General features: G+C 62.5%; 19 protein-coding genes. 7 read left to right on the top strand and 12 right to left on the bottom strand.

Annotated elements, in window-relative coordinates:
* The first annotated feature begins 80 nt into the window (after positions 1-80).
* Together JQ600_RS18740 and JQ600_RS18745 are read left to right on the top strand one after the other, a co-directional pair.
* On the top strand, positions 81-1,043 hold the full coding sequence (locus tag JQ600_RS18740) for an alpha/beta hydrolase (protein WP_212386588.1): 963 nt from the start codon (positions 81-83) through the stop codon (positions 1,041-1,043).
* 115 nt (positions 1,044-1,158) lie between these two features.
* Positions 1,159-2,442, top strand: a complete 1,284-nt coding sequence (locus JQ600_RS18745; protein ID WP_212386587.1) for a serine hydrolase — start codon at positions 1,159-1,161, stop codon at positions 2,440-2,442.
* A 17-nt stretch (positions 2,443-2,459) separates the two neighbouring features.
* Here JQ600_RS18745 and JQ600_RS18750 read toward each other — a convergent pair whose 3' ends face one another.
* From JQ600_RS18750 to JQ600_RS18775, 6 genes are all read right to left on the bottom strand, one after another.
* On the bottom strand, positions 2,460-3,353 hold the full coding sequence (locus JQ600_RS18750) for an intradiol ring-cleavage dioxygenase (protein ID WP_212386586.1): 894 nt from the start codon (positions 3,351-3,353) through the stop codon (positions 2,460-2,462).
* A gap of 25 nt (positions 3,354-3,378) precedes the next feature.
* Complete coding sequence (locus JQ600_RS18755) at positions 3,379-4,455, bottom strand: maleylacetate reductase (RefSeq protein ID WP_212386585.1); 1,077 nt, start codon at positions 4,453-4,455, stop codon at positions 3,379-3,381.
* Positions 4,456-4,527: 72 nt separating this feature from the next.
* Positions 4,528-5,883 carry an MFS transporter gene (locus JQ600_RS18760; protein ID WP_212265719.1) on the bottom strand — a complete coding sequence of 452 codons (1,356 nt, stop codon included), beginning with the start codon at positions 5,881-5,883 and terminating at the stop codon, positions 4,528-4,530.
* Between the two features lie 45 nt (positions 5,884-5,928).
* Entirely contained in the window at positions 5,929-6,951 is a 1,023-nt protein-coding gene (locus JQ600_RS18765; protein ID WP_212265718.1) for an amidohydrolase family protein, read from the bottom strand.
* Between the two features lie 24 nt (positions 6,952-6,975).
* Positions 6,976-8,214, bottom strand: coding sequence for an acyl-CoA dehydrogenase family protein (locus tag JQ600_RS18770; RefSeq protein WP_212466382.1), 1,239 nt, complete (start codon positions 8,212-8,214; stop codon positions 6,976-6,978).
* A gap of 49 nt (positions 8,215-8,263) precedes the next feature.
* Positions 8,264-8,782, bottom strand: coding sequence for a flavin reductase family protein (locus JQ600_RS18775; RefSeq protein WP_209838879.1), 519 nt, complete (start codon positions 8,780-8,782; stop codon positions 8,264-8,266).
* A 176-nt stretch (positions 8,783-8,958) separates the two neighbouring features.
* Between JQ600_RS18775 and JQ600_RS18780 the strand changes: the two genes are divergently transcribed.
* Entirely contained in the window at positions 8,959-9,477 is a 519-nt protein-coding gene (locus tag JQ600_RS18780) for a MarR family winged helix-turn-helix transcriptional regulator (protein ID WP_212386583.1), read from the top strand.
* A 19-nt stretch (positions 9,478-9,496) separates the two neighbouring features.
* Here the strand turns inward: JQ600_RS18780 and JQ600_RS18785 are convergent, their stop codons facing one another.
* Positions 9,497-11,179 carry a methyl-accepting chemotaxis protein gene (locus JQ600_RS18785; protein ID WP_212265714.1) on the bottom strand — a complete coding sequence of 561 codons (1,683 nt, stop codon included), beginning with the start codon at positions 11,177-11,179 and terminating at the stop codon, positions 9,497-9,499.
* A gap of 213 nt (positions 11,180-11,392) precedes the next feature.
* Positions 11,393-12,364 carry a LysR family transcriptional regulator gene (locus tag JQ600_RS18790; protein WP_212386582.1) on the bottom strand — a complete coding sequence of 324 codons (972 nt, stop codon included), beginning with the start codon at positions 12,362-12,364 and terminating at the stop codon, positions 11,393-11,395.
* 169 nt (positions 12,365-12,533) lie between these two features.
* Here JQ600_RS18790 and JQ600_RS18795 point away from each other — a divergent pair, with 169 nt between their 5' ends.
* A complete protein-coding gene (locus tag JQ600_RS18795; protein WP_212386581.1) occupies positions 12,534-13,076 on the top strand; it encodes a nuclear transport factor 2 family protein in 543 nt (180 codons plus the stop codon).
* Positions 13,077-13,089: 13 nt separating this feature from the next.
* Here JQ600_RS18795 and JQ600_RS18800 read toward each other — a convergent pair whose 3' ends face one another.
* Together JQ600_RS18800 and JQ600_RS18805 are read right to left on the bottom strand one after the other, a co-directional pair.
* Positions 13,090-15,168: a methyl-accepting chemotaxis protein gene (locus JQ600_RS18800; RefSeq protein ID WP_212386580.1), complete on the bottom strand. Its 2,079-nt coding sequence runs from the start codon at positions 15,166-15,168 to the stop codon at positions 13,090-13,092.
* A gap of 184 nt (positions 15,169-15,352) precedes the next feature.
* On the bottom strand, positions 15,353-15,799 hold the full coding sequence (locus JQ600_RS18805) for a hypothetical protein (protein ID WP_212386748.1): 447 nt from the start codon (positions 15,797-15,799) through the stop codon (positions 15,353-15,355).
* 51 nt (positions 15,800-15,850) lie between these two features.
* Here JQ600_RS18805 and JQ600_RS18810 point away from each other — a divergent pair, with 51 nt between their 5' ends.
* Together JQ600_RS18810 and JQ600_RS18815 are read left to right on the top strand one after the other, a co-directional pair.
* On the top strand, positions 15,851-16,210 hold the full coding sequence (locus tag JQ600_RS18810; protein ID WP_212265818.1) for a phasin family protein: 360 nt from the start codon (positions 15,851-15,853) through the stop codon (positions 16,208-16,210).
* A 160-nt stretch (positions 16,211-16,370) separates the two neighbouring features.
* Entirely contained in the window at positions 16,371-16,616 is a 246-nt protein-coding gene (locus JQ600_RS18815) for a hypothetical protein (protein WP_212265711.1), read from the top strand.
* Between the two features lie 636 nt (positions 16,617-17,252).
* Here JQ600_RS18815 and JQ600_RS18820 read toward each other — a convergent pair.
* A complete protein-coding gene (locus JQ600_RS18820; protein WP_212386579.1) occupies positions 17,253-17,555 on the bottom strand; it encodes a hypothetical protein in 303 nt (100 codons plus the stop codon).
* Positions 17,556-17,727: 172 nt separating this feature from the next.
* On the opposite strand from JQ600_RS18820, the gene JQ600_RS18825 reads away from it, so the two are divergent.
* The gene (locus JQ600_RS18825) at positions 17,728-18,633 is read left to right on the top strand and encodes an amino acid ABC transporter substrate-binding protein (protein WP_212265710.1); all 906 of its coding nucleotides are present in this window, start codon (positions 17,728-17,730) and stop codon (positions 18,631-18,633) included.
* 67 nt (positions 18,634-18,700) lie between these two features.
* On the opposite strand, the gene JQ600_RS18830 is transcribed toward JQ600_RS18825, so the two are convergent.
* A complete protein-coding gene (locus JQ600_RS18830; protein ID WP_212265709.1) occupies positions 18,701-19,606 on the bottom strand; it encodes a LysR family transcriptional regulator in 906 nt (301 codons plus the stop codon).
* Positions 19,607-19,629 lie beyond the last annotated feature (23 nt).

Here is a 19,629-nt window from a genome sequence, read left to right on the forward strand (position 1 = left end):
GTCCGGCCATGCGGCAAACGTAATTGCGGCAGCTTTGCGCGCGACCTAAGGTGCGGCCTGTCCAACGCGAGGCAGTCTGCATGGTTACGCCGCTCGATCCCGTCATCGCCCAGATCATTCCGCTGTTGCCGCTGCGCGATCCCACGACGATGACGCCGCAGAGCGCGCGCGATGCGCTTCGCGCGCTGGCGGATGCCCGTGCCGCGGTGCCGCCGCCTCCGGTCGCAGCTGCTGAAAACATCAAGGTCAAGGGTGCTGCCGGTTTCCTTGCCGCGCGGGTCTATCGCAACACAGACGAAAAATCGCCGACGGTGGTGTTCTTCCATGGCGGCGGCTGGGTCGCCGGCGATCTCGAAACGCATGACCGGCAAGCCCGCCTGCTTGCGATCGAGACCAGCGCCGTCGTCATTTCAGTCGACTACCGGCGGCCGCCGGAGGTGCGCTTCCCCGGCGCGTTCGAGGACGCGTTCGCCGCCATCAGGGACATCATCGAGCGCATCGCCGAGTTCGGCGGCGACATCAAGCGCGTCGGCGTCGCCGGTGACAGCGCCGGAGGCAATCTGGCGGCGGCGACCGCAATCGCCTGCCGCGATGCCGGCATCAGGCTCGCAGCGCAATTGCTGGTCTATCCCGTCACCGATGTTTTCGGCAATTTCGCGGATACCAAAGAGAACGCGCGCTTTCCCTCCCGCGCTGAAAACGCCGAGGGCTACTTCCTGTCGCGCGCCGTCATGGAATGGTTCTGCGGCCATTATCTTGAGAGCGCCGCTGATGGCGCCGACTGGCGCGTCTCGCCGCTCCGCGCAAAAAGCCTCGCCGGGTTGGCGCCCGCGATCGTCACCACGGCATGGTTCGATCCGCTCCGCGACGAGGGCAAGGCCTATGCGGATGCGCTCATCGCCGCCGGCGTCGCCACCAAATACTATGACGGCCCAGGCCTGATCCACGGCTATTTCGGGCTCGGAGAGGCCTCCGAGGCGGCCCGACGCGAAGCGCAACGCGCCCGCGCCGATTTCAAGACGCTGCTGGAAGCAGGCGCATAAACACGGCGGCCCCTTGTCAGCGCCATCGAGCTAGGCAACTATCCCGCATCATCGGGCCACCGTCAGGTGCGGCCGGAGGCGTTCGGACGTCAAGATCCGACCAGGGAGGATAGACATGCTCGCATCCATCCGCTTGCGCGGCGTTGCCGTCGCCGCATTGTTGCTCGCATCCATCTTTGGCGCATACGCCGAAGGCCCCATCACCGCCAAGCCTGAGGAGACGGGGTTTTCGAGCGTGGGGCTCGCGCGCATCGATGCCTATCTCAAGAACGAAATTGCCACGGACAAGATTCCCGGCGCGATCATGATGATCCAGCGCAACGGCAAGACCGCCTATTTCAACAGTTTTGGCGTGCGCGATCCCGGCACCAAGGCGCCGATGACGCCTGACACCATCTTCCGCATCTATTCGATGACGAAGCCGATCACCACGGTCGCTGCGATGATGCTGGTCGAAGAAGGCAAACTCCAGCTCGACGAGCCCGTGTCCAAATACATCCCGGCTTTCGCCGACGTGAAGGTCGGCGTCGAAAAGAAGGGCGAAGACGGCAAGATCGGACTCGATCTGGTCGCTCCCAGGCGACCGATGACGATTCAGGATTTGATGCGCCACACCTCTGGCCTGACCTACGGGGTCTTCGGTGACGGCGCCGTCAAGAAGCTCTATCGCGAGGCAAACCTGTCCGAGGGCGATCCTGACAACGCCCTGTTTGCCGAACGGCTGGCCAAATTGCCCTTGGTCTATCAGCCCGGCACGACATGGGAATACAGCCAATCGACCGATATCCTCGGCCGCGTCATTGAGGTGGTCTCCGGAAAATCGCTCCTTCAGTTCATGAAGGAGCGCCTGCTCGATCCGCTCGGCATGACCAATACGACCTTCTACGTCACCGATACGGCCAAGCAATCCCTGATCGCCGAACCCTTTCCGAGCGACCGCAAGATCGGTCCCGGTGCGGAAATGGGCGACCCGCGCGTCGTGCGAAGGTACGAGTCCGGCGGCGGCGGCCTGATGTCAACCATCGGCGATTATTCGCGCTTCGCCGCGATGCTGGCCAATGGCGGCACGCTCGATGGCAAGCGATATCTCAGCCCGAAGACTGTCACCTATATGGGCTCGAACCACATCGGGCCTGGATCAGGCGTGACCCCGGGACCCGTCTATTCGCCGGGACCCGGCTTCGGATTTGGATTGGGTTTTGCCGTCCGCACCGACGCTGGCGTCAGTCCGATCGAGGGATCGGTCGGCGAGATGAATTGGTCAGGCGCCGGCGGCACGACCTTCTGGGTCGATCCGAAGGAAAACATGTTCGTCGTCTTCATGTCGCAGACGGTCGTGCACCGCGGCAGGCTCCGCATCGCTCTGAAAAATATCGTCTACGGCGCTTTCGAAAAATAGGGATTATCGAGCGACGGTTAGGAAGACGCCGCTTGCGCAGGGCGCATGGACGCGCGCGCCTTGAGTCTGAAGACGTGCCGGAGATGGCAATGCGGCTGATCCATCTTCCGGCCATCGGCGGCGATGCCGGCGGGCATGTCCTTGAACTCGCGGATCAGGCTGTCCTTGACGCCGAACACTACGTCTGAATCGAGATACTGGTCGCCGGCCACGAACAGATGCGTCACCAGTTGCTCGCAGCCGGGTGCGCCGATCATGAAATGCACATGGGCAGGCCGCCAGGGATGACGGCCCTGGGCTTCGAGCATCTCGCCGACCGGCCCGTCATGCGGAACGGGATAGGCCGCCGGCTTGATCGACCAGAACCAGAACCGGCCGTCGCTGTCGGTATGGAATCTTCCGCGCATGGCGGCCGCCACGGCGTCCTTGCGCTGCACGTCGTAATAGCCATCATCGTCGGAGTGCCAGACGTCGACGACAGCACCGGCAATCGGCTTGCCGCGAGCGTCGGCCACCGATCCGGTGACGAGCATGGGCTCACCATTCATTCCGCCGGAGATATCGGCGCCACAGGCGAGTTCAGGCGCGTCCTTGACAAAGAACGGACCGAGCACCGTCGTCTCGGTCGCCTGTTCCGGCATCCGATGGTTGATCGCATCCACCAGCATGGAGACGCCGAGCGTATCCGATAGCAGGATAAACTCCTGCCGCTTGTCGTCGCACATCTGGCCGGTTCGCGTCAGGAAATCGATCGCGGTTTCCCATTCGCCCTGCGTCGGTCCGATTTCGCGGACGAAGGAATGCAGGTGCCGGACCAGCGCTTCGCTGATCTGCCGGGTACGCAGGTCCTTTGCCGCGGCCACGCGCTGCAGCACGGCTTCCGTGATCGTGAACTCATCAAAGTTGCGCACTTGTTGTCTTCCCCAAAGCTAACGGTCAGGAATGCCTGGCGTCGTCGACCGGTGCTGTTCCCGCCCAGGCGCGCGCGATCAACCCGCGTATCGCCTCGCGCTCCACGGGGCGCGGATTCCAGTAGGGATTGGTGACGGCGAGGCCGGCTGCCCGGTCGATATCCTGTTCCCGCATGCCGAGTTCGCGCAGCGACCTTTGAACGCCGATCGCTCCGGCAAGTTCAAACAGCCCGCCGGCCGCATCCTCCCGGCCGATCGCCCGCGCAATCCGTGCCATCGCTTGCGGCGCGGCCGATGCGTTATAGGCGAGCACGTGCGGCAGCACCGCCGCATGCGTTTCGGCGTGCGGCAGATTGAAGGTGCCGCCGAGCGTGTGGCAAAGCTTGTGATGCAAAGCCATCCCGACCGCGCCGAGGCAGCAGCCGCATAGCCAGGCGCCATAGAGCGCATCGGTGCGCGCTTCGACGTCGGCGGCGTCAACGTGGATCTTCGGTAGCGCCCGGGCCAGGCTGCTGATGCCTTCCTCCGCCATCAGCGAAATGATCGGATTCCGATCGCGGGCATAGAGCGCTTCGACCGCGTGCGCGATTGCATTGAGCCCTGACGTCGCCGACAGCGACGGCGGCATGGTCAGGGTGAGGTCGACGTCGTAGATGACCGTCTCCGGCAACACCTTCGGACTGGATTGCGTGGTCTTCAATCCGTCCTGCGTTTCGCCGAGGATCGGCGTCATCTCCGAGCCGGCATAGCTGGTCGGTACCACGATCTGCGGCAGGTCGGTGCGCCGCGCGATCGCCTTGCCGAGCCCCGTGGTCGATCCGCCGCCGATCGCCACCACGCCATCGGCGTCGAGCTCATTGACGCGGAGCAGCGCGCGCTCGGTCACATGCACCGGCGTATGCATTTCGGCTTGCGCAAATGTCCCGACGCCGCGCTGGCCGATCATGGCCGCGATCTCCTCGGCCTGCCGCGCCTGATGAGGCGTTGCGAGGATCAGCGCGCGCCCAATTCCAAGGCGCGCCAGCTCGGCTGGAAGCTCACGAAGCGTTCCCGTTCCAAATATCACCCGCATCGGGGCGGCCTGGTACGTGAAGTTTTGCATCGGATCGTTCCTTGCGGAAGCTGGGCGGACGCCCGATGAACGACGGACGCCCGCACCCGTTAGCGTGTCCGACTACGCCGCCGTGGACGTTGCCAGGCGTTCGGTGCTTGCCTTTGCGCTCGAGCGGTTGGCCAGCAGGATGATCCCGCCCGCGGCGAGCGCCGCAAGACCGATCGAGACGAACATCGGCAGCGAGCTCTGGTAATTCTGTTGCAGCGCGCCCGCCACGAACGGCCCCAGGATAGCGCCGACACGGCCGACGCCCAATTCCATTCCGACGGCGGTCGCCCGCACATTGGTCTCATAGGCAGCCGCCGTGAAATTGTTGAGCACGAACTGCGCGCCGATGATGAAGAAGCCGGCTGCGGCCACGCAAGTCACGTTCACGACATGATCATTGAGGAACACAAGCGTCAGCACCGCGCCGCCGCCGAACGCCCACCACAGGCCGAGCAGGCCTCTGCTATGGCCGAAGCGATCGACGAGATGCCCCAGAACGATGCCGCCAACGAACGACATGATCTGCATCAGCGCGCCGAAGCCGAAGCTCGCCGCAAAGGTCTCGCCGCGCTGGATCATGACGGTCGGGATCCATCCTGACAGCCCGAAGATGCAGAACAGGCTGAGGAAGGCGGTGGCCCAGATCGCGATGGTGGTCCTGCGATATTTCGGTTGCAGCAATTCGAGGATCGAATTGCCCGAGGCCTGGCTCTTGTCGGCGGCAATGGTCGCCGACGCATAGACATGGGCGCGCTCGGGACGCAGCTTGGCCAGCATTTCGCGGATCTCCGTCACCCGTCCCTGGATTGCCAGGAACTTCGGCGACTCCGGCAGCATCACATGCATGAACGGCAGCAACAGGAACGAGAGCGACCCGATCCAGTACAGGCTGGTCCACCCGAGCGTCGGCGTCGCGAACACGCCGACGACGCCGGCCAGTGTGCCGCCGGCCGCCCAGCCCAGGGCGACGCCCCATAGCGCGAAGGTGTTGGCCACCCGGCGCGGCGCGAGTTCATTGATGTAGGTGGTCGCCAGCGGCAACAGCACACCGAGACCGAGGCCGGTGAGCAGCCGCAACGCGCAGAAGGATATGAACGAGTTCGCCAGCACCGCCGTCAACAGCGTGAAGATGCTGGTGATCCAGAGTCCCGCCAATAGCGTGCCGCGGCGCCCGAATTTGTCCGCCGCGACCCCGTGCAGGGCCGCACCGAGCAGGAAGCCGACCAGACCGCTGGAGATCAGAAGGCCGGCCTGTCCTGCCTTGAGGCCCCAGGGCCCCGCGACATAGTGGATGACGTAAGCCGGATTGAAGGTGTCGTAGCCGTCGAACAGGGTCAGCAACCCCATGATGGCGCCGAGACGCCAGTGGAAAGCCCCCACCTTGGCGTCCGCGAGTTCCTCGTGAACGTCGATTGCTTGCGAACTCATATTACCCTCCCGATGTCGTTTTGACTCTTGAAAGACGCCTGCCGGCTATTCTGCGGCTTGAGCGACCTTGCTGGATTGCTGCGAAAGATTGTCGTCGAGCTTGAACAGCTTGCGCGCGTTGTCGCGTCCGATCTTCTTGCGGTCCGCCTCGCTGATGCTGGCGCTGTCGAACCATTGCGCGGCGTGATCGACGTTTTCGAACGGCCAGTCCGCCGAGAACAGGATCTTGTCGGAGCCGACTTCGAGCAGCGCATCGATCAGTGTCTGGGTGCGGAAGTTGCCCGACGTGGTCAGGTAGAAATGCTCGTGGAAGTACTCGCAGATCTTCTTCTTCGCCTTGTGGCGCGGCGGCGTCTTGACCCAGCCGTTGCGATGGTCGATGCGCCACATGCTGTAGGGCAGCCCTTCTCCCATATGGCCGATAATAATGCGCAAGCCGGGATGGCGATCAAACAATCCGGAGCCCATCAGGCGCAAGGCATGGACGGCGGTTTCCTGGCCGAAGGCCCAGGTCGGCCCGAGCAGCCATTCGTGGCCTTCATAAATCTTGCAATCCTCGGGCAGAGGATTGCGCGGGTGCAGATAGAAGGGCACGTCGAGTGCCTCGATCTTGGCCCAGAACGGCAAATAGCGGTCGAGATCGTAATAGACGGCGTTCCTGGCGTCGCCGACCTGCGAGAAGCCGTTGACCAGCGCGCCCTTGAAGCCGAGCGTATTGACCGCGCGCTCCAGTTCGACGATGGCAAGATCGGGATCCTGCATCGGAAGCGCCGCAAACGCCTGAAAGCGATCGGGACGCTTGGCGACCTGTTCGGCCAGATAGTCGTTGGCGCGAACCGCGATTTCGTTCGCCTTCTTGGCGTTGGGAATCGCCTGCACCGCCGGCGCATTGAGCGAGAGGATCATCATCTCGACGCCCTGCTCGTCCATCTGCTTCAGCCGCTTGTCCTGGATATCCAGCAAACGGTCTTTCAGCTCGGGCCAGTAGCTTTCCGGCACGAAGCCCGCCGAATCCATCAGCGTTTCCGGGATTGCAAAGTGTTCCTCAAGCGCGATCTTGCCTTGCATTGCCATTCTCCCTTTCGGTTTCTTTCAGTACTGACCTTGCGGCGGCAGGCCCAAAGCGAGCTGGCCGTACATGGTGCCCACGGCATCCCAGTTCATGCTGATGTGGCGCCCGACCGCGTTCGCATCGCGCCAGGCGCGTTGCACCGGATTCGCAAGATCAAGCCCCTGCCCGCCGGTCGACGCATTGAGCGCTTCGCTGGCCCGGATCGCCAGTGATACCGCAAACGCCTGGCCGCGGCGGCTGGTGATCCGGTCTTCGATCGAGACCGGCTTGTGGGCGCGAACCGCCGTCGCGCGATCGCGCAGATCGCGCAGCAGGATTTCCCGGGCGGCATCGGTGGAGGCAGCGGCTTCGGCGACGCGGAGCTGGATGGTCGGGAATTCCGCCATCCGGTTGTTACTGCCAGCCACTGCGCCGCGCGTGACGCGCTTGCTGGTGACTTCAAGATAATCCTCGAGCGCGCCCGCGGCGGTACCGACCGCGACTGAGGCCAGACAGGACGGAATGTTGCACAGCATCGGGATCGAAAAGGTGGAATTGTCCGCATACAGCGACGCGCCCGGCGTCTTGCCCGATGTCGTCTCCTGAAACGTCAGGACGCGGTGCTCGGGAACGAACACGTCCTTCAATTGCAGCGTCTTGCTCCCGGTGCCGCCGAGGCCGACCACGTTCCAGTTGTCGTCGATGGTATAATCCGATGCCGGCACCAGCAGGAACGCCGGCGTGAACCGGTCCGCTTCGGTCCGCGACGGCAGCAGTGCGGCGCACAGCGACCATTGCGCGTTGTCGCAGCCGCTGGCGAACGACCAACGTCCAGATAAGGTGTAGCCACCGTCGGAAGAGACGGCCTTGGTAGCGGGCGCGTACGAGCCGCACGCCAGCGCTTCGGGATTCGCATCCCATACGTCGCGCTGGGCCTGTTCGGGGAAGCTCGCGATCAGCCATTGATGCGCCGCGAGCAGCCCGCCAACCCAGGCGGTCGATGCGCATACTTTGGCGAGTTCGATGTTCAGATCGACCAGCACGTCGAAATCATATTCGTAGCCGCCGAAGGTGCGCGGCTTGACGATCTCGAAATAGCCGATGTTCTTCAGCGCCAGCATGTTCTCCGCCGGCACCCGTCCGCTTTTTTCCGTTGTGTGCGCCCGCGCCTTGATTTGCGGGCTGACGCCCTGAACGCGGGCTTTGAGTTCGGCGACGGTCGGGCGTTTTCCGAGCGGCTGGCTCGGACGCCTTTCGATGGTCTGCGCGGCAACGTTCATGTCGGTTCCTCCGTAGTCCATGGTTTTCAGGCGGCGTTAGGCCGCTCGGCTAGGCGGCTTTGGTTTCGGTCGGCACGGAAAAGCAGTAGGTCGCGTCCTGATAGATCAGGGGATCGACGGGATCGTGCACGTTGACGCGCTCGACCTCGCCGATGAATACGGTGTGCGTGCCGTAGGGAACGGCGGCGGCTTTTCGGCAGAAGATGTTGATCTGGGCGCTCTCGAGATAGCTGATGCCATCGGGCGAAATCGCCCAGTCGCCGAGGCCGAAGCGGGTTTCCGGCGGCAGCGCGCCGCTGAAGGCGGCCGACAGCGCCGCCTGGTCCCGGCGCAGCAGATTCACGCAGAACCGGCGCGCCAGCAGCATGATGTCGTGAAGCAGGCTCGACTGATTGACACAGACCACCAGCGACGGCGGGTCCATCGACAGCGAGGTCACCGCGGTCGCCGTCATGCCGTGACGGCGGGTCTGGTCGGCCGACGTGATGACGGTGACGGCCGCGGGGAAGCGGCGCATCGCAAGCTTGAACGATGAACGGAGGTCGTCGGTTGCGGCATCCAGGGACATGGTCCCCTCCCAATTTTGCAAAAGGATCCGCTTCTGTGTCGGATGATTTCAATTACAATATTTGCAAACGCAAATGTTTGTCAACCAAAAATTACGAATGCAATTCACTTGCTGGAATCGGGACATTTCGGCTACTTCTCAGCGCGCAATTGTTGCGGCATGTCGGAGCCAAAGCCTTGTACAGACTTTCGAATTCGTTTCCGTATCTGCTCAACCGGGTCGGCGTGCGGATGGGCGAGCTGTTCTCGCGGCGCATCGCGCCATACGACGTGACGCTGCCGATGTACCGGGTGATGGCGGCACTTTGGGAAAATGGCGACCAGCGCTTGAGCGATCTTTCCACCGTGACCACGACGGAGATTTCGACACTGTCGCGGCTTGTCGGCGACATGAAGCGCCGGGGCTTGGTCTCGCGCAGCCGTCTGGAAGACAACGGCCGCACGGTTGCGATCAATCTCACCGCAAAGGGCAAGCTCTTGCTGGAGGAGCTGATGCCGATTGCCGTCCATTTTGAAGAGGTTGCGGTATCAAACTATTCGGAGGCCGAAGTCTCGCGCCTCAAGATCGTGTTCCGCGAAATCTATCAGAGCCTGGGATCGATCGAACCCGAGATCGAAGCGACGAAAGCCGCCGCGAAGCCAAAGCGGAAATCGCCGCCGAACCGCGCGCGATCGAAACCGCGCGCGAAGGAATAAGCGGCGGCGTGAGCGCCGCCTACGCCGCTCTTACGCCGGCCAGGAAGCTCGACACTTCGTCCTGCAGCGCCTTTAGCTTGCGGCCGAGCCGGTCGCCGGACTCCAGCACCATCTGCGCCTTCGCGCCGGTTTCCGTCGTCGCCGCTGTGACGTCGGAGATGTTCTGCGAGACCTGATTGGTGCCGGCCGCGGCCTTCTGCACGCTCGAGGCGATTTCCTGCGTCGCGGCGCCCTGCTGTTCGACAGCGGCCGCGATCGAGGACGAGATCTCGTTCACTTCCATGATCGTCGAGCGAATGCTCTGGATGTTTTCGACCACCTGCTGGGTCTCGGCCTGAATGGCGTTGATCTGCGCGCTGATCTCTTCGGTGGCCTTGGCGGTCTGGCTGGCGAGCGACTTGACCTCGCTGGCGACCACCGCAAAGCCCTTGCCGGCCTCGCCGGCACGCGCCGCCTCGATGGTGGCGTTGAGCGCCAGCAGATTGGTCTGCGACGCGATGTCGTTGATCAGGCCGATCACTTCGCCGATCTTGTGGGCGGCAATCGCGAGACCCTGGACGGTCTCGTTGGTGCGCTGGCCGTCGGCGGCGGCCTTGTCGGCGATCTGGGCGGCGTGACCGACGCGCTGGGTGATCTCGGAAATCGACGCGGAAAGTTCTTCGGCGGCCGACGCCACGGTCTGCACGTTCGACGACGCCTCCTGGGAAGCCATCGCCACCGCCTTGGAGCGGTCGCTGGCCTGGCTGGCGGTATGGGACATCCCTTGCGCGGTGCCCTGCATTTCGCTCGCATCCTTGATGACGTCACCGACGACGGCCTGGACGCTGGCTTCGAACTTGCTGGCCAGATCCATCATCGATTTGCGCTTCTCGGCATCGGCCTCGGTCTTCAGCTGCGCCTGCTCGGCGTGCATCTTGGTGACCGCCTCGGCATTGTCCTTGAAGACGCGCAGCGATTTGGCGAGCGCGCCGACCTCATCCTTGCGCTGCGTATAGGGCACCTCGAAAGCGGTATCGCCGGACGCCAGCCGGTCGGTCAGGTTGGTGATGGTCGTGAGCGGCCGCGTCACGCTGCGGCCAATGAAGAACGAGCTGATCAGCACCAGCGCAAACACGGCCAGGCAAACCAGCGCGAACATCTGGGCGGTCTGCCGGAACACCGCATCGACGTCGTCGAGATAGATGCCGGTGCCGATGATCCAGCCCCAGGGCGCGAAGCCTTTCACATAGGAAATCTTCGGCACCGGTTGATCGAAGCCGGGTTTTGGCCAGAGATAGCTGTAGAAGCCGGCGCCCTTCGACTTCACGACGTCGACGAATCCGATGAACAGCCGGTTGCCGTTCGGATCCTTCATCTCGCCGAGGTCCTTGCCGTCAAGCTCGGGCCTGATCGGATGCATGATCATCTTCGGCGACATGTCGTTGATCCAGAAATACTCGACCTTGTCGTAGCGCAGGCTTTTGATTTCCTGGATCGCCGCCTTCTGCGCGTCGTCGCGCGACAGCTTTCCGTCGGTTTCCAGCTTCTGGTAATGGGTCAGGATTCCATTTCCGATGTCGACCATCTGCTGCGTCTTGACCTGGCGGTCCGTCATCATCTGCCCGCGCATCGTGTAGAGCGCGATCGGGGCCATCACGACCATGCCGGCAAGACTGAGACCAATCATGACGGCAAGCTTGAAGCTGATGCGGGAAAAGAACATCGGGTCAAATCCTGGGCCTGGGACGGAAAATAACCGCTTCAACATAGCCGGGACTTGTTAGCGAAGTTTTAAGCATGCGCTGGTTGGACCGGGGACTCGGTTGTATTGATATTGTTGAGCTTTGTAGTTGACCTGGAACACCTGAATACCCGGCCGCCGTTGCCATCTCGCGCAGGCAGCCAGGTATGAGGACGTGTTTTCGCGCCCGATCGCTCAAATGGAGTGCTTCGGCTTGCGTGTCCTGGGCGCCTTGATCTGCTCAAGCTCCGTGACAAGCCAGGCAACGCCAGCATCCATCATTGCAATCTTTGGGAGAATCGCATTGATGGCGAAGTGCGGCAGCGCGATCGGCGCCTTGGCGGCGACGATTCCAAAACGTGGACCGTGCATCTCGACGAACCGTCGCGGCAACGCCGAGACCAGATCTGTTTCGGCCAGCACGCCGAGGGCAAAGATGAAGTTCGGCACCGTCAATGCGACGCGGCGCGACAACCCTTGCCGGGCGAGTTCGACATCGACAAAGCCATAGGCATCCCCGGTATGCGAGACGACGAGATGCTGCATCTCGCAGTAATTCCGCAGGCTGGGTGCCTTCCCGAAGCGGTGTCCCGCGCGCGCCGCGATGACGAACTCTTCCTCGTAGAGCGTTTGCTTGTGGAAGCGCACCGGGACATCGTCGAACGGGATCACGGCGATATCCATGTCGCGCGCTTCGAGATCGGCCAGCGCTTCCTTCCAGGCGAGGTCGGGCGTGGGCTGGCCCTGCGTCGGCAGAATCTGGCGGATGCCGATGTCGATTCCCGGCGCGGTCTTCCGTAACGCTTCGAGCAATGGCGGCAGGAACACCGCCGACGTTCCGTCCGGCGCGCCGATGACGAAGCGGCGCGTCGAGCGCGCCGGATCGAACGGCGCGCTGCTCGACACCACGCCCCGGATGCGGGTCAGGATTTCGGCAACGGGCGCCGCGAGTTCGCTGGCCCGCGCGGTCGGCACCACGCCCTTGGGCGTCCTGAGAAACAAGGGATCAGCAAGCAGTTTACGCAGGCGTCCAAGGCCATGGCTGACCGCCGATGGCGACAGGTTCAGCCGCTCGGCGGATCGCCCGGCGTGGCGTTCCTCCATCAGGATTTCGAACAGCACCAGCAGGTTCAGGTCGGCCCTGGATAGATCAGTTTTGTTCATCATATCGATGAAATCATATCATTTTATTCATCTGCGATGAAGTGGCAAATGCACCCCGCCGGACGTCCAAGATCCGGCCGAAATCAAAGGGAGTGCTCACATGTTCGGATTCTTGCGCAGGACACGACGGCCATTGGACCAAGGTAAACCTTCTGCTTGCCCGCTCGCCGGCATGTCGAGACGCGCGGCGATGACGGCCGCGCTGAGCGCATCGCTGTCTTTCCGGCCCTCGGAATGCCTGGCCAATTCAGCCGCCAGCGCGGGACATCCGCCCGTTGAGCTGATCCAGCGCACCGAAGCGCAGGCGGTCGCCTTCATGCGCGGCGAGATGGACGAATGGTCCAGGATGGTTCGAATCGCCGATGACTTCACGTTGATGCAGCCGTTCGGCGGACCGGCCAGCCACGGCTTTAATGCCAGCCCCGAACGCCTGACACAGCTCGCCAAGTACTTCAGAAATGGCGATGCGAAACTCGAGCTTGTGCAGAGCTACGCATCCGACGGTCTGGTGGTTCTCGTGATGATCGAGCGCCAGCATGGCGAGGTCGGCGGCCTGCCCGATCAGGACTGGTCACTCCGCGTCACCCAAGTCTATCGCAAGCACGGTTCGGAATGGCAGCTGGTCCATCGCCATGCCGATCCCTTGGTCCGTCACGTCGGCCTGGAGACGGCCGCGGCCATCGCCCGCGGCGCGCGGCTCGGCGAAAAGCCGTGAGGCCGTCGCGTCTTCAGGCCGCCCGGACCGAACTCAGGAACTGGCCGACCTCGCGCTTGAGGCGGCTGCTTTCACCGGACAGCGATTTTGCCGCCGCGAGCACCTGGGAAGAAGCCGATCCGGTCTCGCTGGCGCCTTGCTGCACATCGGCGATGTTGGAGGAGACCTGCTGGGTGCCGTGCGCGGCCTGCTGCACGTTGCGGGCAATTTCCTGCGTCGCCGCGCCCTGCTGCTCGACCGCAGCCGCGATCGCGGACGCAATTTCGGACATCCGCCCGATGGTATCGCCGATTTCCTTGATGGCGCCGACCGATTCCTGCGTCGCGGCCTGGATGCCGTTGATCTGCTGGCTGATCTCGCCGGTCGCCTTGGCGGTTTGCTCGGCCAGCGCCTTCACTTCCGAGGCCACGACGGCAAAACCGCGTCCCGCCTCGCCCGCCCGCGCCGCCTCGATGGTGGCGTTCAGCGCCAGCAGATTGGTTTGGCCGGCGATGGTGTTGATCAACTCGACCACATCGCCGATCCGGGCCGCCGCTTTCGCCAGCTCGCCGACGCGATCGTTGGTTCGCTGCGCCTGCTCCACCGCTTCAGAGGCGATCCGCGCCGAATCCTGCACCTGACGGCTGATCTCGTTGACCGACGATGCCATCTCTTCGGTGGCGGAGGCGACCGATTGCACATTGGTGGAGGCTTCTTCGGAGGCTGCCGCCACCGTGGTGGCCAGTTTCTCCGAACGGTCCGCGTTCGAGGTCAGCGTACCGGCCGATACTTCGAGCTCGCTCGAGGCCGTCGAGACGATCTCGACGATCTCGCCGATCATCGATTCGAAGTCGCGGGTAATCGTGTCGACGCGCTGGCCACGCTGGATTTTGGAATCGGCCTCCACCGCCGCCGCCTCATCGGCGGCCTTCTTGGCGATCAGGGCTTCCTTGAAGACCTGCAATGAACCTGCCATCGCGCCGATCTCATCGGCGCGCTCGATCGTCGGGATGGCGACATCATGGCGGCCGGCGGCGAGGTCACCGACGACGTCGGTCAGATTGGCGAGCGGCGTAATCACCCGGCGGCGCAGCATCATTGTGACGCCGGCGAGCACGCCGAGCAGTGCCACAACGGCAAGGCCTGCCAGCGCCAGCATCGTCAGCGCCCCATCGCGCGCGGCGCCGGCGCGTTCGGCGGCTTCAGCCAATGCCGCGTCGCGCACGGCAAAGAAGCTTTGCACCGCCGGCACAATCGTGGCGGCGAGTTCAACATCGGATTTGATTCCATAGTTGCCGTCGCCGCGCGCGGCCGGCATCTCTTTTTCAAGCCAGGGCGCGGCCTTGCCGAAATAGAGATCGATCGCATCCTTCAGCGGTTTGACGAGCCTTGCCGGGCTGCCGATCTGATCCACGCCGGCTTCGAGTCGCTCGCGATTCAGGTCCACGCGGCCCTGGGCACGGTCGAACGAAGAGATTTCGGCCACTGTCATCGGGCGGCGCGCGCTGATCGCAGGAGACATCGAAGCGGCGCGGCCGCCGGCGGAGATCCGCATATCCTGGGCCGTACGAGCGATGCTCATCAGCGCCGTCAGCGACGCGTCGGCGGTGGCCACCTGATTTTCAAGGCGGTTCAAGAGCGGTTCGACAATCGCGACGACCTGGGCAACGCCGGGCAGGAAGCCCTTGACCACCGCCGCATCACGCGCAGCCATGGGTACGACAAGCGCGCGATCGTTCGCGGCGCGAATATCGGCAAGCTTGGTCGCCGCCTGGTTGAGGCCCGCAACGATCGTGGCGCCATCGCTGAGGGCGCCGACCGCCGTCCGGGCGTTCGCGAAAGCGGCATCGGCCTGATGCACGGCCTTTGCAATCGCTTCGAGCTGAGCCGGGGTTGCGGTCCCATCCTGGAACAGCGGACTGAGATACGGCGCACGATAGGCCGCGACCTGTTGACCAACAGCCAGAACCGCGCCGAATGCCTCCACGGCCTTGATCGCTTCATTCTTGCTTGCAAAGGTACGATACTGCGGAACGAGAACCCCTGCACCAAGGATCACCGACAGGACCGTCACCGAGAGCATTGATACCGCAAAGAGCCGACCGATTCGCATGTTCTGTTTCCGTTGCCGTGGAGACCGCCAAAATACGCAAACAGGGGCTAAGGCGGGCTTAATGGACGAACGGTATAATTACGGGAGTGCGCCGAGCCGCGAGCGTGAGGGCGCGCAATAATGCGCAACGACATTTGGCTCGGCCAAACGAAAACGGCCCGCCGAGGCGGGCCGTTTCAGTCAGTTAGGTATCGGTGTCGCTGGTTTGATCGGGCGCCAGCTTGGGATCTTTGTCACCCTTGCCGGGAGCCTGACTCTGCTGGCCCGGATTCTGACCGCCGCCCTGCTGTTGACCAGGCTTCTGACCCGGCGTTTGATTCTGCTGACCGGGTTGGTTTTGGTTCGTCATGTCGTTTCCTTTCATGGGAACGTCGTAACAACGGATCGAAGTCCGCGACGTTCCGATCAAAGAAAATCGGCAGTTCGCGTTGCCGCCACGATGTGACGGCGAGGCGGGCGCATTCGCGTTTGTCGCTTCCGTTCGTTTTGCCGCGTTTTGCGATTGCCCCGGATTGAGCGGCGATTGCCCTGGTGCGACGCGGCCGGCATGCACCAGGGTTCCGGAATCATCATACGAACACACAAGCAACGCCCAATGACCAAGCGGGAACTGCTGCTTTGGGGCAACCATTGCCGATGCGAGCCATTGGTTCGCTGTCAAGGAAACAAAGGGACATCAAAAATGTCGAATGTAAACCGCAACAACTCGAATCAGAACTCTACGCAAGAAGCTGATAAAGAACGGGTCGACGTAGCGACCGCGTCATCCACTACCTTCCCCGCCGGCTTTCAGGCGCTTGCCACGGCGTACGGCGACTACACCAAGAAATCGTTTGAAGACACCAGGTCGTTCGTCGAGAAGCTCTCGGGCGTGAAGTCGTTCGAGAAGGCGATTGAAATTCAAACCGAGTACGCGAAGACGGCTTACGAAACATTCGTAACCGAGTCGCAGAAGATTGGCGCGCTGTACGGCGATCTTGCCAAGCAGTCCTACAAACCATTCGGCGGCTTCGGCGTCGGGACCAATTCGACGAACCGATAGTTCTTGTAATTCGTTAGATCACTGCAAATCGAAAGGTCTTGCCCCGCGATGTCAGAGCAACGTCGCCTGTGCATCGCGGGACCTTTTCCGATGCCCCCTCAATTCGTTCATTTTTTCCAGCATGCGAGAGACTGCGCTCGCAGCTGTCACGAGGAGCATCATGACCATATCCAATCCACGTTCCCGGAATCGCTCGCTCGATCCAGAGGAGGTCTTGGCCGTGAACCAGGCGTACGACCTTGCATGTCAAACGCTTCAGAATATCGGTCAGCTCGAAGTGGATCGTGAGATCATCGCCCGAAAGGTTTTGCAGGCCGCCGAGAGTGGCGAGCGCGACGCCGACAAAATATGCGCGCGTGCGATCCATGACCTGACCGCTTTCGATTACCGGCAGCATGGCACCTAGGGCCACCACCAACGGAAACGAGCGGGATTTAAGCGGCCAGAGGGAGTCCTGCAGGTGAATGCAGGACTCCCTCGTAGGCCTGACAAGACACTGGCGGCAGTCTGTCTTGCCCGGTTGCACTTTGGGGCCGTCTCAGTGCTATGCAGATGGCGCGTTGGCGGTGTCCATCTCTTCCTCATTGCGCCTACCCGCCGCCAAATCCATCTTCGGCGGTGGGATCTAAACTGTCTGTTCAATTTTGATCATGCGGGCAAATTTCCTGGCCGGCGTTTGCGATGACCGAAGTCGGGGCCATGGCCTCGGCTTCGAAACGGAACATGGTTTGCGTTTAATTTATTTCGGAACCTGAGCGATATTGACCAGCGCTCCCAATACAAGGCGAGCATGCTGGTTCCATCACCGCCCGCCTCGGCATCTTCCGGTGACTGAGAGCTTTGCGCTCCCGCCTGACTCAAAGGGTGGATTGCAATGACCGCTTACCCAGCCGCAATTCCGCTGCTCGCCATACAGCGCCTCCGCTGCCAAACATGTCAAACGCGCATGAACCTTGCGCAGATATCACCTGGACCCACCGGGTTTGAGCTTCGCACGTTCGACTGTTCCAGATGCGGCAACGTCGAAAAAATCGTTATCGCATCAGATCCCATGAAGTCCGGCGATGTTGGCTGGCTCGTTGGCGAACTGCAACCGCCGACGTAACGTCATGAAACCGCCCGACTCGCCCGCAACGCCCCGATCGAAAACACTCGATCGCGCGCTTTCGCTTGTCGCGGCATTCATTGTCGCCGCAATCATAGCCGTCATCAGATACTGATCCCGCGGGGTCGAAACGACCATCGCCGGCAAATTGGGCAGCGTGGCGAGGCCTGGCCTGGCCGGACCGCAAAAACTGGCAGCGGATCGGCGCACGGTCCCGACAGCAGCGACCTTGCCCACCACCGTATCGTTCCTGGCCGCAACTCCACGATAGAATAGCTCTATAGCTGCTATGTGCAGGCTTCGGTATCCCGATCGGGCGGTGTCGGCTAGAAGTACACGATGGGTTGATGCACTCGGTTTTCACCCCGCATCACGTCCTTCCCGACTTGTCGATATCCACGGAGTAAACCCGATGCGACTGCCAGCGATCATGGTTGCAGCTATTCTGATGACCGTCTCTGCAAATGCGAGCGAGCTGACCGGGACGCTGCAGAAGATCAAGGAGACCAACCGGGTCGTGCTCGGCATCCAGGAAGCCTCGGTGCCGTTCAGCTATCTGGACGGCGACCAGAAGGTGATTGGATACGCCGTCGATATCTGCATGAAAATCGTGGACGCGGTGAAGCAGGAGCTCAAGCTTTCCAGCCTGAAAGTCGAGACAAGCCCGGTGACGTCGTCCAATCGCATTCCGCTGATGATGAATGGAACGGTTGATCTGGTCTGCTCGTCCACCACCAACAATGCGGAGCGCCAGCGCCAGGTGGCGTTCACAAACTCGCATTTCCTGTCGGCGACACGCTTTGCGGCGAGGAAGGCCGACAACATCACCACGATCGACGCGCTGAAAGGCAAGCCTGTCGTCGCGATCTCAGGCTCGACCAATATGGTGCAGCTCACCCAGGCCAGTACCACACGAAATCTCGGTGTTGCGGTGCTGGCCGCCAAGGACCAGGCGGAGGCGTTTCTGATGCTGGAGACCGGCCGCGCCGCCGCCTACGTCCTCGATGACGTGCAGCTCGCCGTCGCGATCGCGCGATCAAAGGACCCGTCGGCCTACATCATCAGCGAGGAGGCATTTTCGAAGGCCGAACCCTACGGGATCATGCTGCGCAAGGATGATGCACCGTTCAAGACCGTGGCGGATCGCGCGACCGCGAACCTGTACCGCAGCCCCGAGATCGAGGTGATCTACAAGAAGTGGTTCGAATCACCGGTGCCGCCGAGCGGCCTCAATTTTCGCAATCCGATGCCGGTGGTTTTGCGCAACGCATTCGCAAATCCGTCTGACAGCGCGGACCCGGCAAGCTACGAGCGTTGACGGCGGCCGGGAAGAAGCGCCGTGGATTGCGGTCCCGTGAAGGTCCGCCTACGCACAGCGCCACACTCTAGACCTCGATCGGTTTGGCGCGTAGCGCTTCCTCAAATGCGCTGACGATGGCCTTGATCAGACGTCCGCTGATCCTGTCCTTCTGCCACAGCGCAGTCATCTCTACGGGTGACGGCTCCCAATCCGGCAGGACGGGAACGAGTGCGCCGGTTGCCATGGCATCCTCGATCAGGAATTTCGGCAGATTGGCGATGCCGAGACCGGCGCGGGCAGCGTCGACGAGAATGGTCTGGCGGTTTGCGGCAAAGCCGATCGCGGGACGTATGATGGCGCGCATCCCCTGAGCATCTTTCAGATCCCATTCGATGAGATCGCGGCGGATCGCGAGCGCCGGCAGCATTTCCAGATCTTGTGGCGTGCAGAGATCGGGATGTGCAGCGAGGAAGGCGGGGCTTGCGACCAAGGCGCGCGGCAAATCGGCGATTCTACGGAACATCAATTCGGAGTCTGCCACCGGCCCCATGCGAACCACGAGATCGTAGCCTTCCTCGATCAGCGAGACCCTGCGATCCGTGAGCGTCATCTCGATGGTAACGTCGGGATATCTGGTCTTGAAGCCGATCAGTGCGGGGCCAAGAACCGCGGTCGCCATATCAGGGGGAAGCGACAAGCGAACGGTGCCCGACAGCGCGACGCGCTCGTCCTGAACCTCGGCGACAGCCTGCTCAGCCAGCATGAACGCAGACCGGCCGCGCTCGAACAGCTGCTGCCCCTGTTCGGTGAGTATCACGCCCTTCTTGGTCCGGCGCGCAAGCCTGACATTCAGGGTCTCTTCCAGCGCCGACAGCCGGCGCGAGAGCGTGGCCTTCGGGATGCCCGTCGCGCGTTCAGCTGAGGCGAAGCCGCCAGCTTGCACGATGCGGATGAACAGCGCGAGGCCGTCAAAATCACCGAAGGTTTTCATGTTTCATTTTTGGAACATAAGGT

The sequence above is a fragment of the Bradyrhizobium sp. AUGA SZCCT0176 genome, assembly GCF_018130145.1.
GTDB lineage: Bacteria > Pseudomonadota > Alphaproteobacteria > Rhizobiales > Xanthobacteraceae > Bradyrhizobium.

What these genes read in the sequence shown, in the direction of transcription:
- JQ600_RS18740 (WP_212386588.1), top strand. Translation starts at nt 81, where the DNA reads ATGGTTACGCCGCTCGATCCCGTCATCGCCCAGATCATTCCGCTGTTG.
- JQ600_RS18745 (WP_212386587.1), top strand. Translation starts at nt 1,159, where the DNA reads ATGCTCGCATCCATCCGCTTGCGCGGCGTTGCCGTCGCCGCATTGTTG.
- JQ600_RS18755 (WP_212386585.1), bottom strand. Translation starts at nt 4,455, where the DNA reads ATGCAAAACTTCACGTACCAGGCCGCCCCGATGCGGGTGATATTTGGA.
- JQ600_RS18760 (WP_212265719.1), bottom strand. Translation starts at nt 5,883, where the DNA reads ATGAGTTCGCAAGCAATCGACGTTCACGAGGAACTCGCGGACGCCAAG.
- JQ600_RS18765 (WP_212265718.1), bottom strand. Translation starts at nt 6,951, where the DNA reads ATGCAAGGCAAGATCGCGCTTGAGGAACACTTTGCAATCCCGGAAACG.
- JQ600_RS18770 (WP_212466382.1), bottom strand. Translation starts at nt 8,214, where the DNA reads ATGAACGTTGCCGCGCAGACCATCGAAAGGCGTCCGAGCCAGCCGCTC.
- JQ600_RS18775 (WP_209838879.1), bottom strand. Translation starts at nt 8,782, where the DNA reads ATGTCCCTGGATGCCGCAACCGACGACCTCCGTTCATCGTTCAAGCTT.
- JQ600_RS18785 (WP_212265714.1), bottom strand. Translation starts at nt 11,179, where the DNA reads ATGTTCTTTTCCCGCATCAGCTTCAAGCTTGCCGTCATGATTGGTCTC.
- JQ600_RS18790 (WP_212386582.1), bottom strand. Translation starts at nt 12,364, where the DNA reads ATGATGAACAAAACTGATCTATCCAGGGCCGACCTGAACCTGCTGGTG.
- JQ600_RS18795 (WP_212386581.1), top strand. Translation starts at nt 12,534, where the DNA reads ATGTCGAGACGCGCGGCGATGACGGCCGCGCTGAGCGCATCGCTGTCT.
- JQ600_RS18800 (WP_212386580.1), bottom strand. Translation starts at nt 15,168, where the DNA reads ATGCGAATCGGTCGGCTCTTTGCGGTATCAATGCTCTCGGTGACGGTC.
- JQ600_RS18805 (WP_212386748.1), bottom strand. Translation starts at nt 15,799, where the DNA reads ATGGTTGCCCCAAAGCAGCAGTTCCCGCTTGGTCATTGGGCGTTGCTT.
- JQ600_RS18810 (WP_212265818.1), top strand. Translation starts at nt 15,851, where the DNA reads ATGTCGAATGTAAACCGCAACAACTCGAATCAGAACTCTACGCAAGAA.
- JQ600_RS18815 (WP_212265711.1), top strand. Translation starts at nt 16,371, where the DNA reads ATGACCATATCCAATCCACGTTCCCGGAATCGCTCGCTCGATCCAGAG.
- JQ600_RS18825 (WP_212265710.1), top strand. Translation starts at nt 17,728, where the DNA reads ATGCGACTGCCAGCGATCATGGTTGCAGCTATTCTGATGACCGTCTCT.
- JQ600_RS18830 (WP_212265709.1), bottom strand. Translation starts at nt 19,606, where the DNA reads ATGAAAACCTTCGGTGATTTTGACGGCCTCGCGCTGTTCATCCGCATC.